Annotated in this window: 21 protein-coding genes; 15 read left to right on the top strand and 6 right to left on the bottom strand. The window is 37.9% G+C overall.

Features of this window, described 5'->3' with window-relative positions; all coding sequences use genetic code 11:
* Positions 1-39 precede the first annotated feature (39 nt).
* A complete protein-coding gene (locus tag ACVBAX_RS20980) occupies positions 40-1,221 on the bottom strand; it encodes a DUF4317 domain-containing protein (protein ID WP_447118696.1) in 1,182 nt (393 codons plus the stop codon).
* Between the two features lie 529 nt (positions 1,222-1,750).
* Here ACVBAX_RS20980 and cpaB point away from each other — a divergent pair.
* From cpaB to ACVBAX_RS20920, 12 genes are all read left to right on the top strand, one after another.
* Positions 1,751-2,398, top strand: a complete 648-nt coding sequence (gene cpaB / locus ACVBAX_RS20975) for a Flp pilus assembly protein CpaB (protein WP_447118695.1) — start codon at positions 1,751-1,753, stop codon at positions 2,396-2,398.
* A gap of 71 nt (positions 2,399-2,469) precedes the next feature.
* Positions 2,470-3,630 carry an AAA family ATPase gene (locus tag ACVBAX_RS20970; RefSeq protein ID WP_447118694.1) on the top strand — a complete coding sequence of 387 codons (1,161 nt, stop codon included), beginning with the start codon at positions 2,470-2,472 and terminating at the stop codon, positions 3,628-3,630.
* Positions 3,631-3,650: 20 nt separating this feature from the next.
* A complete protein-coding gene (locus ACVBAX_RS20965) occupies positions 3,651-4,994 on the top strand; it encodes a CpaF family protein (protein WP_447118693.1) in 1,344 nt (447 codons plus the stop codon).
* A complete protein-coding gene (locus tag ACVBAX_RS20960) occupies positions 4,994-5,920 on the top strand; it encodes a type II secretion system F family protein (protein ID WP_447118692.1) in 927 nt (308 codons plus the stop codon). The genes ACVBAX_RS20965 and ACVBAX_RS20960 overlap by 1 nt, the downstream gene beginning before the upstream one ends.
* A gap of 3 nt (positions 5,921-5,923) precedes the next feature.
* Positions 5,924-6,862: a type II secretion system F family protein gene (locus ACVBAX_RS20955; RefSeq protein ID WP_447118691.1), complete on the top strand. Its 939-nt coding sequence runs from the start codon at positions 5,924-5,926 to the stop codon at positions 6,860-6,862.
* A gap of 87 nt (positions 6,863-6,949) precedes the next feature.
* Positions 6,950-7,192 (top strand): hypothetical protein, encoded by a 243-nt coding sequence (locus tag ACVBAX_RS20950; RefSeq protein ID WP_447118690.1) that lies wholly within the window; start codon positions 6,950-6,952, stop codon positions 7,190-7,192.
* 35 nt (positions 7,193-7,227) lie between these two features.
* Positions 7,228-8,604, top strand: a complete 1,377-nt coding sequence (locus ACVBAX_RS20945; protein ID WP_447118689.1) for a VWA domain-containing protein — start codon at positions 7,228-7,230, stop codon at positions 8,602-8,604.
* A gap of 20 nt (positions 8,605-8,624) precedes the next feature.
* On the top strand, positions 8,625-9,026 hold the full coding sequence (locus ACVBAX_RS20940; RefSeq protein WP_447118688.1) for a TadE family protein: 402 nt from the start codon (positions 8,625-8,627) through the stop codon (positions 9,024-9,026).
* Between the two features lies 1 nt (position 9,027).
* Positions 9,028-9,693, top strand: coding sequence for a hypothetical protein (locus ACVBAX_RS20935; protein WP_447118687.1), 666 nt, complete (start codon positions 9,028-9,030; stop codon positions 9,691-9,693).
* A gap of 41 nt (positions 9,694-9,734) precedes the next feature.
* Entirely contained in the window at positions 9,735-11,000 is a 1,266-nt protein-coding gene (locus tag ACVBAX_RS20930; RefSeq protein WP_447118686.1) for a hypothetical protein, read from the top strand.
* 12 nt (positions 11,001-11,012) lie between these two features.
* The gene (locus ACVBAX_RS20925; protein ID WP_447118685.1) at positions 11,013-11,870 is read left to right on the top strand and encodes a hypothetical protein; all 858 of its coding nucleotides are present in this window, start codon (positions 11,013-11,015) and stop codon (positions 11,868-11,870) included.
* Positions 11,871-11,883: 13 nt separating this feature from the next.
* Positions 11,884-12,603: a hypothetical protein gene (locus ACVBAX_RS20920; RefSeq protein ID WP_447118684.1), complete on the top strand. Its 720-nt coding sequence runs from the start codon at positions 11,884-11,886 to the stop codon at positions 12,601-12,603.
* 28 nt (positions 12,604-12,631) lie between these two features.
* Here ACVBAX_RS20920 and ACVBAX_RS20915 read toward each other — a convergent pair whose 3' ends face one another.
* From ACVBAX_RS20915 to ACVBAX_RS20905, 3 genes are all read right to left on the bottom strand, one after another.
* Positions 12,632-13,030: a YbaN family protein gene (locus ACVBAX_RS20915; RefSeq protein ID WP_447118683.1), complete on the bottom strand. Its 399-nt coding sequence runs from the start codon at positions 13,028-13,030 to the stop codon at positions 12,632-12,634.
* Between the two features lie 99 nt (positions 13,031-13,129).
* Entirely contained in the window at positions 13,130-14,362 is a 1,233-nt protein-coding gene (locus tag ACVBAX_RS20910; RefSeq protein ID WP_447118682.1) for a DUF438 domain-containing protein, read from the bottom strand.
* Between the two features lie 13 nt (positions 14,363-14,375).
* The gene (locus ACVBAX_RS20905; protein ID WP_447118681.1) at positions 14,376-14,603 is read right to left on the bottom strand and encodes a DUF1858 domain-containing protein; all 228 of its coding nucleotides are present in this window, start codon (positions 14,601-14,603) and stop codon (positions 14,376-14,378) included.
* Between the two features lie 203 nt (positions 14,604-14,806).
* On the opposite strand from ACVBAX_RS20905, the gene ACVBAX_RS20900 reads away from it, so the two are divergent.
* A complete protein-coding gene (locus ACVBAX_RS20900; RefSeq protein ID WP_447118680.1) occupies positions 14,807-16,549 on the top strand; it encodes a methyl-accepting chemotaxis protein in 1,743 nt (580 codons plus the stop codon).
* 81 nt (positions 16,550-16,630) lie between these two features.
* Here ACVBAX_RS20900 and ACVBAX_RS20895 read toward each other — a convergent pair whose 3' ends face one another.
* Both ACVBAX_RS20895 and ACVBAX_RS20890 read right to left on the bottom strand, forming a co-directional pair.
* Positions 16,631-16,873 carry a hypothetical protein gene (locus ACVBAX_RS20895; RefSeq protein WP_447118679.1) on the bottom strand — a complete coding sequence of 81 codons (243 nt, stop codon included), beginning with the start codon at positions 16,871-16,873 and terminating at the stop codon, positions 16,631-16,633.
* A 400-nt stretch (positions 16,874-17,273) separates the two neighbouring features.
* Complete coding sequence (locus ACVBAX_RS20890) at positions 17,274-18,548, bottom strand: MFS transporter (RefSeq protein WP_447118754.1); 1,275 nt, start codon at positions 18,546-18,548, stop codon at positions 17,274-17,276.
* A 410-nt stretch (positions 18,549-18,958) separates the two neighbouring features.
* Between ACVBAX_RS20890 and ACVBAX_RS20885 the strand changes: the two genes are divergently transcribed.
* Positions 18,959-20,215: a VWA domain-containing protein gene (locus ACVBAX_RS20885; protein WP_447118678.1), complete on the top strand. Its 1,257-nt coding sequence runs from the start codon at positions 18,959-18,961 to the stop codon at positions 20,213-20,215.
* A gap of 92 nt (positions 20,216-20,307) precedes the next feature.
* A complete protein-coding gene (locus ACVBAX_RS20880) occupies positions 20,308-20,598 on the top strand; it encodes a hypothetical protein (protein ID WP_447118677.1) in 291 nt (96 codons plus the stop codon).
* The last annotated feature ends 424 nt before the right edge of the window (positions 20,599-21,022 follow it).

Genomic DNA, 21,022 nt, shown 5'->3' with positions numbered 1-21,022 from the left:
ATTTATACACCAATATCTAGCTGAGGTTCTTTTAATTTATTATTCCCCTTGACTCCCACCAAAAGCCTCTGGAATCATCGTAAACCCTTCAATCACTGTATCTTCTTCTACTTCTATCATCAGGTATCGTTTCCCAGCAAGATGGACTTGTTTGACGTACCGTAAATCTTGTGGGCTAATTGAAATATTAGCGATTTTTGTACTGATTTTAATGGATTTTGAACTAAACTTTGGCAAGATGTTACTTGCTTTGATCTCATATTTGTCATCATCTATGATTTTTTGGAAGGCTGCTTCTACCTTTTCCGTATTAATATCTTCTATGCCGCTCATGGTTAACACACGTTCCACGTCTTTTGTATCTAATTTTGGTTGCTCTTCCTCTTCATTTTCGACGATCATGCGATTAATTTCTTCATACACATTAGCGAGAGTGGAGGTGTTTAGCTGGTCTCCTGTAACGTCTTTAATAATCTCTTCAAAAACGATTTTATCATCTTGTGCCGTCATAATTTCTTCGCCATTTAACACGTCCTCGATGAATGAATAATCAGGCTCATGCACCTTACCTGCTGAATACAGAATATGGTTCACATCGGCTGAATGATCGGAGAAGGCAGGGAATAGAAAGCCTGCAATTGGAGTATTAAGGTTAATGATTGGATCAACCACAAAGTGATATTTGAACTCTCTTTCCACATAATCAAAGAGCAGCTCTTTTTTCGGCTCCTGGGTATTATTGATGCTACAAAGAATAAAGGGATGAGAGTAAACCCTATCTCGTTCGCTTTCCTCAGCCTCTTCATTGCGACGTTTTGTAGGCTTTAAATATTCTGCACGTATAAATGTAACGACAATATCCATTTCATACTGTCTGTTCGAGAGCATTTTGCCTACGATTTTCAGCATTTGCTCTTTCCAGTCTTCCACATCACTACTTAGTAACCCCTGATGCAAAATGAGCTGACTACTATTTTCAGCATTCCGTTGAAATTTTAATTCGAAAAGCTTCTCATCCATTTGACCAGCAAGTAACTTCTTAAAATTACCCATAAATAATTCTTGTTGATCTTGGTCAAGCATGGCAAAAGGTTGACTTTGGTGATGATAGATATCACTTGAGTCTTTCATAATATAGACATTGTAAATATCGCTGATTTTGAGTAAATCATTATTTATTTTGAATTGTTTTCGGATGTTTGCTACGTCTTTTTTGTTCATGATTATTCCACTCCTAAGCTACCCTGATGGCTTCCTCTTATTGGCATTCATTTATTTTAACATAGATTGTCTTGCAATTTATAAAGCCTGATTATTGTAGAAATATACAAAACTATTTTGTATTCCCTTGCCATCAATAATACCTAAATGAGTATTACAAACGATGCTTGGTGGAAGATGGAAAAATGAATCAAAAGACCTGTGAATTGTAACATTTGTAATAAAATTGACAAAAGACGAAAAGTTTATTACAAAAATACATTCTATAGCCTCTTGGTTAGTGGTTCTTTTGGCTTATAAAAGAATCTTGATTTTGAGACATAATAGGACATTAACTACAGACAGAATTCGACATTTTTCTGAGTGGATTTGACGGAAGTGTGAACTGATAGTAAATATATAGTATAAAAAAGGAAAATTTTTATAATTATAGTTTGACATTATTTTAAACTGGGTCTATTGAAGGGGAGTTATTTGTATATTTTTAAAATTCAAAAAATATAACGAGATGTAGGAGAGAAGATGTAGGATGCTGGAGTCAAAAAGGAGAGCCATTATATTTATCACGATATCTTTATTGCTAGCAGGTATAGCTGGTTTTTTAGCCTTGAGTAAGGTGAGTGACTTAAATTCGGAACTTGGAGGCATGACAAAAGTATATGTAGCTGCTTCTGATATTCCTTCAAGGACATTAATAAAGCCCGAACAAGTCACAACAATGGAAATTCCTAATCGCTTTGTAAATAAAGATTCTCATGTTACAGACATCAAGGATTTCTATAACAAAGTCCTCGTAGTGCCGTTGGGCGAAAACGATATTATTACTAAACAAATGATTAAACCAGTTTCTAATATAGCTAATGAGAATAATAGATTAGTAGCTATTCCCTTATCGGAAAAGGTGAATTTTGACCAGCCGCTAGAGTCTTTGGACAGAGCGGATATTGTTGTCTCTCATAAATTTGGTGAGGAGCCAGTGACAGAAATGTTCATGAAAGATATCCCGGTTGCGTACCCATTGAAAGAAGGGAATAAATTTACGGGAATCGTAGTTGAAGTCTCCGCAGAAGATGCCCCTAAAATTATTCATATGGAAAATTACGCAGACAGTATGCGTGTACTTAAAGCGAATGTGGGGAAAGACGAACAGGCTGATACTGCATCAGAAGGGAAATAAGGAGAATCAACTTCCACAGTGAATTCTGACAAGAAATAACCGGAGTTCCAAGGTAAATGAGGGAGGACAATATGAGTGAAGAGATAAAAATTTTATTAGTAAGCGATGAGGAGCAAGCACTTAATAACCTAACCGGGATATTCAGCGATTATAAAAATGTGGAGACCGTAAACTATCGAGAGTTACGATCTGAATTAGATCGTCTAGCTCCAGATTTAGTGTTTTTAATTGAATCTCAAGATGATGTTTCTGTTGATTCGATTGATTATATACATACGGTTAATCCTTACTTGCTGGTTGTATACATAGCTTTCTCACAGGATTTTGATAAACTGCGAAATGTTACAAGAGCGGGCGTGGATGATTATTTCGTTCTTCCCGATGAAAATACGATGCTCTATGGTCGAATGGATAGTATTATCCTAATGGCGGAGCAAAGGAAGAAGCAATTGGTCGAAACGGCCTCTACTAACCAGTCCTTTAAAAGGGGAAGAGGGAAGATATTTTCTTTTTACAGTGGGAAAGGTGGAAGCGGAAGAACGCTTCTCTCAAGTACGTTTGCTCAAACCTTACAGCTTGAATCGACGGCACAAGTACTTCTTATCGATTTGAACTTGCAGTTCGGTGGAGCAGAAACCTATCTCTCTATAGAATCAAATCGCTCAGTTGCCGATTTATTGCCAGTCATAGAGGAGTTAAACGAAAGTCACATAAGAAATGTATCGGAGAAAGAAAAGTACTCGAAATTAGAGGTGCTTTTAAGTCCTCGGGATGCGGAGGTAGCAGAGAACTTGCCTGAAGGGTTTTTCTCCAAGCTTTTACGCACCTGCAGAAGGAGTTATGATTTTGTTCTTGTAGATTTACCGACAGTAATGAACGTGCACACCTATGCAGCTTTAGAAGAGTCAGATAAAATCTTTTATTGCTTAAACCTAGATGCACCATCTGTAAGCATGCTGAAACAAGTCGAAGGGTTATTCTTAAGGCTCGGCATTGAAGCCGAAGGAAGAATGGAACTTGTTTATAATGAGGTAGGCCGAGAAAATGAAATAAATCCTACTGATCTTAAGGAAGTCCTCGCATACCCGGTAGCATTTAAGGTCCCTCGGGATATGAAGGGTGTTCAGGCACATATTAATAGAAATGAGCCATTTCGGAAAGAAGCGGGAGAAAAGAAGCTTATCCCGTTTGCGAAAAGCATAAAAAAATGGGTCAGCCAAATTCTAGAATAATCATAAAGGATTGATGACCAATGTCATTATTCATAAGAAAGACAGAGAAAAAGCTAAACGATTCCCCATTGGGTACCAAAACAGCATTAGAAAATCAGTACATTAATGAATTGGTTGAACATTATAAATCTAGAATTCTAAAAGAAGCCAATCTTGAATTACTTACGAGCTTACCGCAGGGCGAGATGAAATTAAAGATTGAACAGCTTATCAGCCAATTCATGAGTGAAGAGAAAATCATCCTACCAAGGCATGATAAAGAAATTTTGTTAACACGTATTATTGATGAATCGGTGGGTTATGGTCCATTAGAGCCGTTATTAAATGATCCGACTATAACGGAAGTTTTAATAAACGGCCATAAAGAAATTTATATTGAGAAGTTAGGAAAGCTTCAGCAAGCTCCGGTTAGATTTAGAGATGATAGCCACGTCCGGCATGTTATTGACCGAATTGTAGCACCGTTGGGGAGAAGGATTGACGACAGCTCTCCAATGGTTGATGCACGTCTTCCTGATGGAAGCCGTGTCAATGCTGTCATTCCACCAATCAGTTTAAATGGGCCACTTGTATCTATAAGAAAGTTTAGAAAAGACCCCTTTAAGATGGAAGACTTATTGAATTTTGGAACTTTAAGCGAAGACATGTCGCTATTTTTAGATGCCATTGTGAAAGCAAAAATGAACATCCTAATTTCAGGAGGAACGGGAAGCGGGAAAACAAGTCTTCTGAATGTTTTGGGAAACTCTATTCCTGTAAAGGAAAGGGTCATAACGATTGAGGACTCTGCGGAACTTAGACTTGATAAACCAAATGTGGTTGGAATGGAAGCAAGACCTGAGAACGTAGAAGGAGAAGGGGAAATTACGATTCGCCATCTTGTAAAAAACTCTTTAAGGATGAGGCCAGATCGTATTATTGTTGGGGAAGTCCGCGGTGCGGAGGCATTTGATATGCTACAGGCCATGAACACCGGTCATGAAGGGTCGATTACGACAGTCCATGCCAATACTCCTTTTGATGCGATGCGTCGTGTAGAAGGGATGGTTATTATGGCTGGTATGGATTTACCATCCCAAATTATAAGGGAGTATATTGTTGGAGCATTAGATATTATCGTTCAAAGCTCACGCTTGACTGATGGCACCCGAAAAATCACTTCCATTTGTGAAATAGTTAGAGATCAAAATGGAGCTGTGGATATTAGAGAAATTTTTACGTTCAAGAGAATGGGAATGAAGAAAAATGGCCAAGTAGATGGTTATTTTACAGCAACTGGAATAGTACCGAAATGTCTTGAGAGAATAAAAGTTTTTGGTATTGAGCTCCCTCCTGATTTATTTGCTGTTACGGAGGTGTCTTAATGGAAATTGCTGCTTTGTCCGGAGCATCATTTTTGATGTTGATTTGGGGAATATATAATTACCTTGGATTTAGAAAGGAAAAGCGTGAAATTAAGAAAAAGTTCGAGCAGCTTTTTATAAGGAAAAACGAGAGAAAAAGCTATATTGCAAGAGTGGGAGACCAATTTGACCAATCAGAGTATGCAGGGGAATTTAAGAAAAAACTGATGTATGCCAATATTCCTCTTCTACCCTCCGAATTTTTTGCTGTTTTATTATTCAGTTTATTTACCTTAACGATATTACTGTATGGATTTTTTAGTGTTCCTGCAGTGATTAGCGTAATTATATCTTCTGTTTTCTGTTTATTTGCGTACTGGATGATTTTTCTGGTTAGACGAAATAAGTATATCGATAAGCTGAATAACCAGCTATCTGAAGTATGTAGATTGCTTGGGAATGGAACGAAGGCAGGGATGACCATCATTCAAGGGTTGGAAGTAGTAGCTTCTGAGATTGATTCTCCTGCAAGGGAGGAATTTAAGACACTTACTCAAAATATTAGATTGGGTGTCAATTTTGAGAGAGCACTCAAGGAGATGGAAAAGCGGGTACCGACCAGAGAATACAAGCTATTTATTTCTGCTCTTCTAATCCAAAAACGCGCTGGAGGAAACTTAACCAAAGTTTTGCATGAAATGGCATATACGCTTGAAGAGCGCAAAATTCTAAGGCAAACCATCAAGACAGCAACAGCTGAGCAACGCTTTGTTTCCTATATCCTGCCAGCTATGCCTATCTTTCTATTATTTATGCTTAATAACATAATGGATGGATTTATAGATTTAATTTTCACGGTACCAGGTGCAATCTTAATGATCATATTTATAATCGGAATGGCAATTGCTCTATTACTTGTTAGAGCAGTTACAAATATAAAGGTGTAAATTATGGATTCTCTAATACTAATAACAATCATACTATTTTGGCTTACCTTTGCTTTGGGAATGGGAAATTTATATTCATATACAAAACAGAAGGCAGTACTGAAGTTGCATATGAACGAAATAGCAGTCACTTCTAGTTTAATGAAAGTGAAGAAAAATCGACTGTCAGACAGGATCATGTCTTTTCTCTCTAGATATGCTGATGATTTTTCCTCCTTAGGAGAAAGAATTAATTTTTTTAGTGAATCTGATGAGGTTGAAATCCTTCTGAGAAAAGCAGGAAACCCTTTTAATCTTTCTGTTTCAAGGTTTCAGGGATTTAAAATTGTTTGTGTCATATTAGGTTTTGTGACGGGTGCATTCCTGGTTATTCTAGGATTTCCAATGGCCAATATCGCCTTTGTGACCCTACCATTTCTAGGATTCTTTATTCCAATCATGGTGATAAGGTCAAAAGCCAGAAAAAGACAAGAGCAATTGAGAAGTGACATGCCAGATTTTCTCGATACGGTCAGCATTAGTCTTCAGGCAGGATCTAATTTGGATAGTTCTATTAAAGAGAGCATCTATTATTTTACGGGTCCCATTCAGGAGGAATTTTCGAAGTTCATTCAGGAAATAGAACTAGGGGTACCTAGAGAAAAAGCTTATATGGAATTACTGAAAAGGAATGACAATGAGGAATTTCAGAGTTTCATTAAATCACTCATACAAGCTACTAAACTGGGAGTTCCAATGGCTGCCACATTTAAAAGCCAGTCAGAGGATATTAGGAAAATCAGTCTGGAGCAAGTGAAAGAGAAGGCGGCAAAAGCTTCTCCAAAGGTTACACTTATCACCTCATTCATTATAGCCCCACTGATCATGCTGCTCATCATAGGGTTGGTTATTCTTAATATGATTTATGGAGAGAACAGCATTATTAACCTGTTCTCAAGTTAATAGTGAAATAGGGTATTTATGAGGTAGTTTCCATAATAATGGTTGGTTGAAAATTATTATATAAATAAAATTTAGGAGGAATAGAATATGAAAAATATGATGAAAAATGCGTTGGAAAAGGTTAATACAGGTATGAAGACTTTAATTGTGAGAGCTCAAAACAGCGTGGCAAACGAAAAAGGTGTTTCTACTATTGAGTGGGTTGGTCTAGCAGCTGTTATTGTAGCATTAATGTTTGCAGTGGCAACTGCAATGAACGGACAGGGTTCAGGTCTGGCAGGTGTGATCGTTTCAAAGATTTCTCAAATGATTCAAGGAATTGGTAACTAAATACCCAGGGTTTAATTTTAGGTTGGAGGATACTTATGTTTTTAAATATGAAACGATTATCGTTTGCTTTTCTTTGTTGCTTTTTTATTCTGACGGGATGTTCTGATAATACAGAGGGAACAAAACCGAAGGAAGAAGTGAAAGAAACACAGGGAAAAGTGGAAGATGAAGAGCAGACAACTGATGTTGTTGAAGTGGAAGAGACTGTATTAGATAGCCCTGCCCTACCAACGAATCTCGAGGAAATTATTGCATATCCAGTCGGACAGTTTTCAGCAGATGAGACGAAAGTGGAAGATGAAGCCGTTCAAAAAGAATTAGAAGCGATTCCTGTTTTCCCGGAAGATGCGACGGATGAGGAATTAACGAGCCTTTTTGAGCATCTCTATTCCCTTTTTAAAAAGGAGTATACAGATCCAAAGCAAGTCATGACAGGAAATATCGTCACTGAACCTGGACAGTCAGGAGAGGCTGTGCAACAAGCAGAAACTTTTAATGTGGAAGTGATACTGGATTCAAGCGGGAGTATGGCTAATCTAATGGGATCAAAAACAAGAATGGAGCTTGCAAAGGAATCAATTAATAAATTTGCCTCCTCTCTCCCAAAAGAAGCAAATATCAGCTTGCGGGTGTATGGTCATAAGGGAACAGGAACAGACAATGACAAAGGCCTTTCCTGCTCTTCCAACGAGCTTATTTATCCGATGCAGCCATATAACCAAGCTGGTTTGGACCAGGTGCTCAGCAATTTGAAACCTGCAGGGTGGACGCCTCTTGCCCAAGCAATTACCGAAGCCCAGAAGGACCTTAGCCAATACAAAGGTGAACATAATAAAAATATTATTTACGTCGTAAGCGATGGGATTGAAACCTGTGGAGGGGATCCAGTTGCGGCGGCAAAAAGCCTAAAAGATTCCGGTATTTCACCAGTGGTGAATATTATTGGTTTTGATCTAGCTGGGAAGGATCAGCAACAGCTTCAGGATGTGGCAAAAGCAGCAGGCGGCACATACACAAATGTACAAAACCAAGGACAGCTGCAGGATGAGTTTAATAAAACCATAGAGGAATCTGCCAAGTGGTTAAAGTGGAGTACTGAACAGTCACTTGGTGCTTTGAATCAATCTAGCGGGCAGATTATGGATATATACGAGATAGGTAACACATGGCATGCAAATAATTCAAAAGAAGAGTATTTGATTCACTTTTCATTAGTGAATCTGCAAAGCAAGAATAAGATTAATAGTGATCAGAATAATAAAATTAATGATATGATGAACGCCTTTTATAGGGAACAAACGCAATCTGTAGACCAACTCGAAACAGTTTTAGTCAATTCAACAAATGAGGATTTAAGTGCCACATTAGAGAAAATTGACCAAATCTATCAGGAAAATGTTTCTCAAGATTAATGGGGTAAGGGGGGAGACCATTGAAGAAAATAAGAAAAAAACTAGGAAATGAACAAGGGTCAGCCACCATAGAGTTTCTTGCAATGGTCCCCCTCGTCCTGTTAATTATGATGATCTTTTGGCAGTTTCTAGTTGCAGGTTATGCAGTGATTATTTCACAGTCAGCTCTAAATGAAGCAGCAAAAACCTATGCGACCAGCTCAGGAAACCTTAGTCAAGCAAGTAACACAGCTAGGGATTTTATTAGCGAGGCAGGAGGAAACCTTGATTTTGTCAGGGTGGAAGAGTCATCCCGAAGCGGAAATAACTTTAGGCTTACTCTACATGTAAATCTGGATTTGATTTTTATTCCTGAAAGATATGTTGGGAGGCTCCCAAAGGTATCCTTTGAAAAATCAGTAAGTGGCAGGGTGATGGATTAAAGTGGGAAGGCTTAAAAATGAAGATGGAAATACAACACTATTTATACTTAGTCTATTTAGCGTGTTTACGTTAATGTTTCTCTTAATCATAAGCTTTGCCAATGTGTTTATTGAGAAGGAGCATGCTTCCAATAATGCTGAGCAAGCTAGTATTGTAGCATCCGGAATCATTCTTGATCGTTTAGAAGATGCCATAAGTGAATATGATAGCTGGTTGATTCTTGAATTAGCGAATGTGCCAGTTTCACCCGATATAGTGGGTTTAAGACCTTTGGACGAGAAAGTAGAAGAAGCAAAAAATCGGCTTCCTGGTACATATACAGATTCAGAGAAAAAGCATAAGGCCATCAATCAAGTAATAAAAGAGGAACTAAATAGCGGGAATCGATTCCTTCGTCCTTTTGTAAACGACGAATTACGTTATATAGAGGCTGATATCAGTGGCCAGGTTGCGAACAATATCAGACAAAACAATGGAGAAGTTGATCAAACAAAAGTGTTCTTAAATCATGAAAACCGGATTGAAGTGGAGACTGCCACCCGTTATAAAGCATTTAAGTTTGATGAATATTTCTCTGAAAACCAGCGGCTTGTAAAACAAAAAGGACGGGGGCCTACGTTTGAATTTGCTGAAGCTCTCGGATGGGGATTAAACATAAGCTTTTGATTTAACAGTTTTATAGACTATTTAAGAGAGGAAGAGAATGTATGAAAAAGTTAAAAAGAACTTTTCTCTCTCTGGTTGCCATTACTGTACTTTTACTGATGAATCCAGGTTTTCTTGCTATCCAGGTGTATGCATGGGACAATTGGACATCTAAGCCGAGTTGGAATGATCCAACGTGGAGTCAACCAGGATGGACAACACCGCCAGAGTGGCAAGACCCCACGTGGAAAACACCACAAGAGTGGCAAGATCCTTCATGGAGAACGGCACCTGAATGGAATGATTCCACTTGGAAAGATGCCAACGAGTGGAATAATACGCCACAATGGAACAATTCACCGTGGCAAACAAAACCGGAATGGAATAATAACTCGAGTGGAAATCCAGGTCAAAATGAACCAGGTGTCAATCCCACCAATCCTACAACTTCCCGCGATGGAACGAACAATCCGAATCCTGACGGTACACTTCCTGGCCCCCCTTACAACCCAGATTACACGAACCCCGGTCTTGAACAATTGGAGCAGATTGACCAAACAATAAACCAGCCTTCAGCAGGAGACACGGAAACGGCCTCAGGAGATGAGCCTTTTATTAATTTTGGAAAAATGGATCCGAAAGATGCTATTTCTTTTGCGGTTAAGGATGTTATAGGGGGAACGGCTAACCTAACAGTACAAGCACTGAATGAAAATAAAGAATTAACACTCCAAGACTTTTTGAAAAATCGAGGGAGTATTTATGCTGCTGGATTCAAGGGCTTGACTAAAGGTGATGAAACCATTCAATACCTTTTTGATGGTTCTGACTCAGTATCAAAGATTAAAGATATACACAATGGTATTAATACCTTTCAAGGGTTCAAAGCTATAAGAGACTTGGAAGCGGCAGGAGATCTTTTAGGGGCAGCTGCTAAGTATGACGAGCTTCTACAAGCAGGTAGAACATTTACTCCTGGAAATGCAGTTGTATCTGCCATTGCTATGCCATTTACTATTATGGAAACGGTTGAAAACGTTGGGAAATTTAATGCGGCAAAAACCTCGGAAGAAAAGTTTGATGCAGGTGCGGACCTAGTAGGGAATGCCGGGGGAATTATCTCTGGGGCAGCTCTAGGTGTTGGGTTAATACCGGGTGCACAGCCCATTGCAGCAGGCATGTTAGTTGTAGGTGGAGTGTTAAGTTTGGCAAGCTTAGGATATAAGCTAATTAGAAATCGAGAAAAAGTAGTGAAAGATGTTAAGGAAAAGTTTAATAAAGCCAAAGAAAAAGTGACTGGATTCTTTAAATCAGTCTTTGGAGGATGATGACAGTAAACTATGATTAATACGAAACCAACACCTAAACATATTGAGAATATTAAAAACTATAAAAAGTTCCTCGAAAAATGGAATATGTGGGATTATGCATATTTTGACGGAACAGAGTATTATTTTTTAAACCAATATCTTTCTAAAATTAAAGGAATAAGTGGTTATCTAATCTTAGATAGGAATGGTGAAGTGATCCCTTTTAATCAAGCAAAAGGGATCTTCCTACTATTGGTGAATTATAATACTATGATGTCACAAGCCATTTCTGACATTCTCCCTCAAATGAAGAAAAAAATGACACCTTTTCAGGAAAGAGTAAATTTACTAATAAAACATAGAGATTTGTTCACTACCCTTTCCTCTGGAGAAACTTTAACATCGGTTGACCGAATCATAAAGGAAAGTAATATTTCTCTTGAGATGCCTAAATTGTTAAATGATATCTATTATACTATGGCAGATTACCAGATTGAAATAAGGGATAAAAAGGGGTATTTTGATCAGGAGTTGTTGGAAAGGATAAGGAAAACATTTAGTGGATATCGATTAACAATGTATAACTATGGTATGAGAGAACGATCACTCATTAAAGACTATGATATTGTTGTTCATTCCCTAAATGAATTGGATGGAAAGATACCAGCAGGAGATATAAAAAAAATTAAGAATTTATTGATAGGAGCTAAACAGTCCAATCAAGATGCTCTAGAGAAATCAATGAGGGAATTCGAACAAGATGAGGAAGGAAATAAGGTGATTATTGATCAAACTAGACTAGAGGAATCTCTAGAAGAGAAATTTGATAAAGAAGGTATAAAATATTTTGAAGAAAAGATGATTGTGAAGTTAAGAAATCCAAAATAAAGCAGGGGAAGGCATGAAATCAATAGTTTCAGATTCATTTGGCATATATTTTAGGGAATTCACAAAGATTTTATTAATGTCACTACTAACTTATGTACCACTGCTCTTTATACATGCGTTCATAGTTAATTATATATACATGAGAACGCAATTTGCGGAGTATCCGGGTTTAATAGGGGATGCGGCTAATGGTATATTTATGTTGCTATTTTTAACCATTGCGCAAGTTCCTTTTATTAAATTTACTCTGTTGGAAATGGAAGGAGAGGATGATCCGCTGAAAAGGTCTCTTTCCTTTTCATTGGATAAAGCCATCTCGATATACGTATTTGGATGCATATATTCCTTGCTCATTTTTTTAGGCGGACTTTTATTTATCATCCCAGGTGTGATTATCCTTATGTTGTTTTATTTTGTCCCATTTTTTATAGCGGATGATGTAGGAAGCTATAAAACGGCTCTTAAAAAATCAGCAAGATTTTTTAAAAAGAATGGGCTGAAAGCATTTCTTCTAATAATCGTACTTACCATTATTCAGTTAGCATTTGAAAACCTTCTACTCTACTTTCTGTCATTTTATATCAATGCGTATTTTACTTTGCTTATTACGAAAATTATTTTGTTAATGCTGTTGTTACCTCTTCAAACGATAATAATGACCAATGTTTTTAACAGGTGGAAGGTCATGCCTGTTCAGGTGAGCCATTCCATAAAGCCGTACCTTAAGTCATAAAAAATCCAAAAACCACTTCCAAGTTTTATTAGGAAGTGGTTTTTGAGTTGTCTATCGTCTTGATTTTCTTAATAAAATAGTAATGCTTGTAGAGGGCTGTGCCTACTAATATGATTTGTACGAAAAGGATGTCCACATAAAATACTGAAAACAGGATGAAGGTATCAGCAATCAAGTTGATCCGTATTTTCTCTCTTCGTGTGAGTCCTTTTTTCTGAAGGAACCTGACCACATATTTTTGATAAAGTGGTGTATTCTTGAACCAATTTTCGATCCTTTTAGAGCTTTTGGCAAAGCAATAAGAGGCAAATAACAAAAATGGAAGGCCTGGAAGAACCGGGAGGATAATCCCTGAAATCCCAATCCCTAAGGAGATAAATCCAATAAGGAAAAATAGAATGCTTTTTATATTTTTAATGGTAATCACCTTACTTTACCGGAAGATATACTATAAGCTATAACACAAATAGTTGTATATCTCCAGACTTCTATCTCCTTTTTTTTAGAAAAAGGTTCATAGCACCATTTAGCCTAATATGCGTTTTTCTCCGTCAATTTCTTTAATAGGGGCAATATTTTGGGTGAACTCAAGCGTCCCCATATACGTTCCCTTCTCGTCTCTTACCGCAAAGTATCGGATATAAACATATTTATCTTTGAACTTGATCCAGAAGTCTTCACTATCTTTTTTCCCTGATTTAAAGTCCTGTAAAATCTCTTCCACCATATGAACACTTTTCGGAGGATGACAATTTTGAACGGTTCGGCCAATGACGGCTTTCGTTCTAACGAAAATCCGTTCTTTTCCATGTGAGAAGTATCGAACCACATCGTCCTGGTCGATAAAGGTGATATCTACAGGTAAATGGTTTAGCATGAGTTCGAGTTGTTCAATAGATAAGAAGCCTGTTTCCATACGGATGAAGCCTTCTGACATAGCTGAACTTGCAAGTGCCTTTCTTTCGGGTTTCCACTCGACAGCAGGGCTTGTTAAACAGTAGCCTATCTCATCACTTTCGTGAGCAATCTTCACCCATTCATCCTCGGTTAGATGCTGAAGTGCCATAGGGAATAGGATGTTTTCTTCTTTAAAGATCATCTCAGATACTTCGCGGATCACGAATTCCATGCTATTCACGGCTGTTTGATAATCATCATTTGAATAGTTGGTTAAAACTTGTTTAGCCGTTTTTATAGCTTCTCGAATGTGATCATCCACTCCCCACATCACTTTGGTTGGACCGAAAATACCGTATTTCTCTAAGAAAGGAAATAATAAATTCTCCTTACGACTGTAATGCTTATCAATATCAAGTAACAGATTTAAGTCTTCAATTAACTTAAATACGTTATCACTGCTATCCTCAGCTTTAAAACGGTCAAAGTGTAATTGAATTTTGAAGTTCACTAGCATATCAATTTCTTTATTTTCTAGTTTAAATGTATGAACAGGGTGTCCAGGTTGATCTTCTGGTTTTTGGCTGCGATGGATTTCTTCAATCGACCCTTTAAAAATGGCCGTATGAACCGAACATAGGCGTTGTACTTCTTCAACAGGTATGCCTTCCTCTTCCATAAGAGCTTGCTCAAGTTGAGAAATTTCCTCGATGGAGATGGTACCTACCGCTTTTTCGAATTCATCTTTAACTTCCTCTACACTTCGTCCCATATGCAAATCTTTAATAATTGCTTTTAATAGTTCTTGTCGTTCTGTTTTGTTTAATGTCTGTTGCTCACGATTATTAATTAACTCACTCATTAATAGCCCTCCATTACTCTTTTATCTCAAAACCATGATTTTGAAACGTTGTGATTACGGTGTCTAAAGGAATGTCTTTCACTCGGCAGCCTTTAGGTATGGTCATGACACGACCAACGGTTTGAAGCATAGTAGGTTTTGATATGTTTTCAAAACCTAGACTCTGCATGATGGATACTACTTCCGGATATTGAGTGCATATTTCATAAAGGGTTTGATTTAAATGAATGGTTTTTGACATGTTCATCACCCCAGTAAGTTAGTGCTTTATGTGGTTAATGTATCATATCTGTCTTGAAACAAATGTGATGTGCATCACGAATGAAAATCTTTCTCATTTATAATGAATAATTAGTACTAGGTATATATTAGTAATCACTCTGTTATTTCTATTAAATTTCGATATAATGAATATATTACCAGGACTTTGTAAGGGGGATTTTTATGAAAAGAAAGGACAAGTCTTTAAAGAATACATTTACGTTCATGCTTTTTACTTTGATTATTGGCATTATTATTATAAACGCTGCCATCATTTACTTTAATTCTCAACAGTCCATTGATAAAACCCTCAAGACAAATGGAATCATCCATGCGGAACGGGTCGCAAAGGCGATTGATACGGAGCAGTATGCAGATTTCATATCAAATCCAGTAGAAAATGAAACATATAGCCACCTTCGAGAAGAGTTAAATGATTACAGAATAAAAATGGGGGCCATGTATGTTTACACCCTTAGGGTAGAAGATGATCACTCGCTACAAATCATGATTGATGGTCTACCAAAGGGTGAAGCCGTTCCGATTGGTGAACCGACAACTGCCACAACCTATGAAGATATAAAAGCGGCTGTAGTTGGAGGGGTTAGTAGCACAGATATTGTAAAGGATCCCGAGTTTGGGGAATATATGTCGGCTTTCGCTCCTATAAAGGACAAGGCTGGTAAGGTGCTAGGGATTGTGGGTGTCGATATGGAAGCGACCCAAGTCCATGCCATCACTGACTCCGTAATGAAAGAGTCGATTCCCATTCAACTTGGGGTATCTCTTGTGATCCTGTTAACCTCTCTTGGGGGAGTATATTTTTACCTTGGAAAAAGACTGCGCCCCTTAACGATTTTAACAGGTGTTTCTAAAGAAATAACGCAAGGGAATCTTTTACAGGCAAAAGAAACCTTAGCCACTCTTACCCTTCGTTCAAAGGATGAAATTAGTAGATTACATCATTCCATGACAGAAATGAGTACGATTCTTGAGAATATGGCTCATAATATGCAAGGAACCTCTTTAACGATCAATGGGAAAAGCGAAGCGTTACATGTAGCATCTACTGAATTATTGGAAGGTTCGAGCCAAATTGCTTTAACGATGGAGGAAATGGCTACTGGAGCGGAGACTCAAGCAACCTTATCAACAGAACTGGCTGAGAAAATGAGGCAATTCTCTGGGGTAATTGAAGAAGCCGATTCGAAAGGGAAAGAATTGGCTCAATTGAATGTTGAAGTGACTCAATACACGGAATCAGGTTACCAATTAATGCAACAGTCGGTCACGGGTATGAATGATATCCACAAGGTAGTCACTCGTTCCGTCACAGAGGTAAAGGACTTAGCTGAACAAACTAGACAAGTATCTTCATTAGTCACTTTGATACGTTCGATTGCAGACCAGACCAATTTGTTAGCACTAAATGCAGCGATTGAAGCGGCAAGAGCAGGAGAGCAAGGAAAAGGGTTTGCGGTTGTGGCTTCGGAGGTTCGAAAACTAGCGGAGGAAGTATCAAAGTCAGTCGATGAAATTCAAGAGATTGTTGGAAAAGTAGACAATAACTCAAGAAAAGTAGTTGATACCCTTGAAGAAGGATTACAAGTGGTAACAACTGGTCAAGAGAATGTAAAAGATACGGGCCATACCTTTAAGGAAATTTCACAATTAATAGAAGGAATGAACCGGAAAATTACTGACTTAAGTCAGCGGCTGAATCGGGTTGTTACGCAACAGGACAGCATGAATAAGTCGATTGAAGAAATTGCCGCCATTGCAGAAGAAAATGCAGCCGGTATTGAAGAAGTATCGGCATCCTCTCAGCAGATGACTGGGTCAACGGAAGAGATTAACCAGTGGGTTAAGGAACTGAACTCAGCTTCTGTAGAGCTTAAAGAGGAAAGTGAGCGGTTTAAGATTTAGTAAAAGCCTTAGCTAGAATCAAGTTAGTCATAGCTAAAACATAAAATCCTCACTAAGAAATTCTAGTGAGGATTTTATGTTTTATAATATAAATTTATTAATTAACTTCTTTAAGTCAGTAGCTAAATCATTTAAGCGGGTAGCACTGTTTGCAATTTCCTCCATTGAACCGCTCGACTGTTCAACAGAAGCAGCTGTTTCTTCAATTCCTGCAGCAGCTTCTTCTGAGACGGACGCAATTTCAGAAATGGATTTGTTTATACCATCACTGTTAGTAGCAATTGTGCCAAGAGTACGTGAAATAAACTGAACTCCATTCGCCATTTCTGAAAGAAAAGTGAGGTTCTTTATTTTTCAAGGTTTCTCAATATGTATTGTACAAGTGAAAAAGAGGGCCGGACTTTTGGGTTGGGGGGATCAGGTTAAGAACCCGAGTGGATAAATAGTCGGAGAAATTCCGCTTAATTGGAAATTATTATTAAAAAAGGCTTAAATAGGCGGGGAGATTCCGCCAATTGACTCGGAAAATTCGAAAATGGGAGATTTTGCTTTGCATAAGCGGAAAACCCTCCCTTATTTACCCCGAAACGAGCTCGATTTTACAACTAACCGAAAAATCTCCGGTTATCTCACTTTTGTTGGTTACTTGATTAACGACAAGAGATCTTATTTCAGAACCGAAAAGAAACTCGCCAAAATTATGGCGAGTTTTACTTTTATATACTTAAGAAAGGGGAGCTCTTGTTCCTAATTGTGGTGCTTTACGTTTGTATACCTGGTATAGAACTAGGGCAAAAAGTGAAAGAATGGCACCAGACACATAAGGAAGCTGAATAGTAACCGAGAACAACCATCCCCCAAGCGGTGGTCCAATGATACGACCAAGGGAATCAAAGGATGAAAGCAGGCCAGTCGTACTCCCGTGTCCAGCATTTGACGTCTTCGTTAGCAACGAGGAAACACTTGGTCTAATAAATCCATTTCCAATACCAAAAACGGTTAAATATATTGCTGCGGTTACAAAGTTATCAATGAGTAAAATTAAAGAAAATCCAATAGCGGAGATCAAGATCCCAAGTTGAATAACCGCTCCTTCTCCCCATTTTTTTGTTAGTCTTCCTACTAATCCACCCTGAACGATAGCACCAGCAAGTCCCATAATCATAAATACGTAACCTAGCTGAGCGGCCTCTAGCCCTGCTTTTTCAGAAGCAAAGTAGGCGAATGTGGCTTCCAAGCCTGCTAAGGATAATGTCACAAACCATTGTAGGATATACAAAATAGATGCCGGGCCTTTTAAGGCAGAAAAGATGGAATCCTTCTTCTTATGTAGGTTTTCTTTCCGCTGCTCACTTGATAGTGACTCTTTTAATACGAACAAAACAAAAAAGAAGGTAAGGACGGATGATGCACCTGCGATAAAGAAAGGAGTATGTAAACTTTCTTTTGAAAAAATCCCACCAATAGCTGGTCCAAAAATAAATCCGAGTCCTACGGAAGCTCCGATGATTCCCATCCCTTTACCCCGGTTCTCATGTGAAGTGATATCTGCCACATAAGCCATCACGGTTGGCATGTTAGCTGCTGATAAAACTCCTCCAATAATTCTCGCTACAAATAACATCCATAAAGAGGTGGACATACCCATTAAAAAGAAGCTGACAGCCAGTCCAAAGATTCCAATCATAATAACTGGTTTTCGACCAATTTTATCGGAAATTCTCCCCCAAAAAGGTGCAAAAAATAACTGCATAAGTGAGTAAACCGCCATTAATAAACCTAGCTGAGTAGGAGAGGCTCCTAATTCTTCCGCGTAAAACGGCATGACAGGGATAATGATCCCAAACCCTACCATGACTAGAAACATAACTGCAAATAATATAGGTAACGCTTTCTTAACTTCCAAAATCAATACACTCCAATAGGTTTCATTTGTTTCTTTCCTCTTTATTATAACTCTAAGTTTGCGGGTGATAAAAGTCTTAACCTTACTTTGGATACGTTTAGAGGTTTTATACTATGTGTGATTTCATTCGACAAATTCCTCGGATACCTACAGGGGAGGTTATTAACTTTTTTTAAAATAAAGATTTTTACCTAATGAGTGATTTTTTATTTAAAAAAAGGATAAAAACCTTATCCAGATCATGAAGGTAATAGTTCTGTGTGCCTATTAAAAGTCAACAAGTTGAGATTCTGTTAGTTTCATAGTACCAGACAAAAATCGACAGGTTGCCATGGGTCAATTGACGGTGATTTCACTACATGATACTAAATAATATAGAAAAAATAATTCTAATAAAAGGAAAAATATGAAGGAGCGGTTTATTTTTGAAAATGTTTAAGCGATGCCTCCTATTACTAGTCCTTATAAGTTTTGCTGTTGCTTGCTCAAATAAGGAGCAAACCATGCAGAAACAAGAGTCTGATAAGGAAGCTACTGCGGTTAGTAAGGAAAAAGAAAAGGAAGTTGTTAAATCAGTTACATATCCTGAACAGCCTAGCAAAGCTGAAGAGATGGTTCAGCAGCCGGCTGGTATCCACTCGGAGGATCTGTATGCATCTCTAGTGGGTTCTAACGTGGATTCTGAACTTCCCATGGGTTCTGCAATAGAGGATATGGTGGTAAAGGATTTGGAGCCAGAAGAATTATATAATGGGTTGATTCATTATTTAGGCGCAGATTATTCTCTAGTTTTTGAATCATTGAAAAATTTTACTCCTGACTACGGAGCATACGATTTATCAAAGGAACAACCATCCTTTAAAAACGTAGCCATTCATCTAGACTCAAGTGGAAGTATGAATGCTCAAGTTTCCGGTGGAGTGAAGATGGACTTAGCTAAGCAAGCCATTGCAACCTATGCTTCAGGCCTACCTGCTTCCAGTAAAGTTTCTCTTAGAGTATACGGGCACCAGGGGTCAGGGAGTGACAATGACAAGGCAATATCTTGCTCGAGTACGGAAATGATGTACGATGCTAATACATATGATCAGGCTAGCTTTGAACTGGCACTTACAAAGTTTAAGCCAAGTGGTTGGACCCCATTAGCAGCATCCATTGCAGCTGCTTATGAAGATTTAAAGAAATCAGCTGATGATAAGTCTGAAAACATTCTATTTGTTGTGAGTGATGGGATTGAGACGTGTGATGGAAACCCAATTGAGGAGGCTAGAAAGCTAGCAAACTCGGATTTAAAGGTTAGTGTGAATATCATCGGTTTTGATGTGGATGATGCGGGACAGAAGCAGCTAAAAGAAACGGCCTTAGCTGGAAATGGAACGTATTATACCGTTAACTCGAATGTGGAATTGAAAGATACGATTGATGCATTGCTAGAAGATGCGAGGGCCACCTATGAACGGAACTTTGAAAAAGCAATGGTTGGCTATAAGGTAAATATGAAAAAAGTAGAAATTGGTCAAGGGATAGAAGATCTTGGCTCTAGTTTTATGGACGTTACTGATTCAGAAAAAGATGTCTTATTGGAGGCGGTGTCTCGACTAGAGGACCAAGAGAGAATGACCTCTGAAATAGCAGAAGAATTACGAATCATACTTGATGAGAGACATACAGCGATCAGAGAGTACATCAACCAGTTAGAAGAAGAAGCAAGAGAAAAGAATCACACGAAGCATCAGGAAGTGATCTCAGGTCTGAAGTGATGAGCTTAAAGAATAAGTTTTAGAGTGGTCTAGAGGCTTTTCTTTAAATAAAAATCTTATTCGTATTTTGTAGGAGTAGAAAGGGAAGTTTTATGAATAAAAGAAAATTCTCAAGGCTTACCAATCTTTATCAGACTATAGTAGTCATCGCATTTATTAGCTATGCCTATAATGTGCAAGAAAATTGGAGAATAGATGTTTCAGAAGAGAAGTACACGTTAATAGGCTTTGTCATCCTTCTACTTTTAGGTGGAGCGTTATCAGCAGTAGAGCTAAAAGCCGCAACAGGTAACGAAAAAACAATAGCCATGAAGGCTATATACTGGGGCATAGCCTTGGCCCTTATATTTTTCACATGGAGACTGGTGTTTACATGGATATAGAGAAATACTCAAGATTTAAAAATTTGTACTTAGTTTCACTTGTAGTAGGCTTAGGAATCTATTTCTATTTAAAAGTGGAGTATTAATTAAAGAAGAAAAGGATTTAACTATCAATGAGAAGAGAAGTTAATGCGACGTGTTAAAGCGTCGCATTTTTTGTGTGAGCAAAGATATGTGTCGAAGGTCATTTTATTAGTAAATATCTGACATGACAGGAGGTTGGGCATAGGTATTTGTTCTGATTATAGAACGAATGATTAATAGTATAATAGTAGTGTAAATTTGGAAATGAAGGTTTGCTCTTGTAAATATTGTTAGCTCCCTGTATAGATAGGGTTAAAGTTTCGTTAAAAAGAACGATAAATGAAATGAAAATGGTAAGTTGATAGTAATACCTCAGGGTACTTCCTTCCGAGGGAAAGGA

It is taken from the genome of Robertmurraya sp. GLU-23, assembly GCF_052983275.1.
The sequence above is the reverse complement of the archived record's forward strand: the minus strand, read 5'-3'. Positions and strand labels throughout refer to the sequence as shown.

Excerpts from the sequence above, each read along its gene's own strand:
- ACVBAX_RS20970 (WP_447118694.1), top strand. The coding sequence starts at position 2,470 with ATGAGTGAAGAGATAAAAATTTTATTAGTAAGCGATGAGGAGCAAGCA.
- ACVBAX_RS20925 (WP_447118685.1), top strand. The coding sequence starts at position 11,013 with ATGATTAATACGAAACCAACACCTAAACATATTGAGAATATTAAAAAC.
- ACVBAX_RS20955 (WP_447118691.1), top strand. The coding sequence starts at position 5,924 with ATGGATTCTCTAATACTAATAACAATCATACTATTTTGGCTTACCTTT.
- ACVBAX_RS20905 (WP_447118681.1), bottom strand. The coding sequence starts at position 14,603 with ATGTCAAAAACCATTCATTTAAATCAAACCCTTTATGAAATATGCACT.
- ACVBAX_RS20885 (WP_447118678.1), top strand. The coding sequence starts at position 18,959 with ATGCAGAAACAAGAGTCTGATAAGGAAGCTACTGCGGTTAGTAAGGAA.
- ACVBAX_RS20920 (WP_447118684.1), top strand. The coding sequence starts at position 11,884 with ATGAAATCAATAGTTTCAGATTCATTTGGCATATATTTTAGGGAATTC.
- ACVBAX_RS20910 (WP_447118682.1), bottom strand. The coding sequence starts at position 14,362 with ATGAGTGAGTTAATTAATAATCGTGAGCAACAGACATTAAACAAAACA.
- ACVBAX_RS20930 (WP_447118686.1), top strand. The coding sequence starts at position 9,735 with ATGAAAAAGTTAAAAAGAACTTTTCTCTCTCTGGTTGCCATTACTGTA.
- ACVBAX_RS20880 (WP_447118677.1), top strand. The coding sequence starts at position 20,308 with ATGAATAAAAGAAAATTCTCAAGGCTTACCAATCTTTATCAGACTATA.
- ACVBAX_RS20950 (WP_447118690.1), top strand. The coding sequence starts at position 6,950 with ATGAAAAATATGATGAAAAATGCGTTGGAAAAGGTTAATACAGGTATG.
- ACVBAX_RS20900 (WP_447118680.1), top strand. The coding sequence starts at position 14,807 with ATGAAAAGAAAGGACAAGTCTTTAAAGAATACATTTACGTTCATGCTT.
- ACVBAX_RS20945 (WP_447118689.1), top strand. The coding sequence starts at position 7,228 with ATGTTTTTAAATATGAAACGATTATCGTTTGCTTTTCTTTGTTGCTTT.
- ACVBAX_RS20895 (WP_447118679.1), bottom strand. The coding sequence starts at position 16,873 with ATGGCGAATGGAGTTCAGTTTATTTCACGTACTCTTGGCACAATTGCT.
- ACVBAX_RS20980 (WP_447118696.1), bottom strand. The coding sequence starts at position 1,221 with ATGAACAAAAAAGACGTAGCAAACATCCGAAAACAATTCAAAATAAAT.
- ACVBAX_RS20965 (WP_447118693.1), top strand. The coding sequence starts at position 3,651 with ATGTCATTATTCATAAGAAAGACAGAGAAAAAGCTAAACGATTCCCCA.
- ACVBAX_RS20960 (WP_447118692.1), top strand. The coding sequence starts at position 4,994 with ATGGAAATTGCTGCTTTGTCCGGAGCATCATTTTTGATGTTGATTTGG.
- cpaB (WP_447118695.1), top strand. The coding sequence starts at position 1,751 with ATGCTGGAGTCAAAAAGGAGAGCCATTATATTTATCACGATATCTTTA.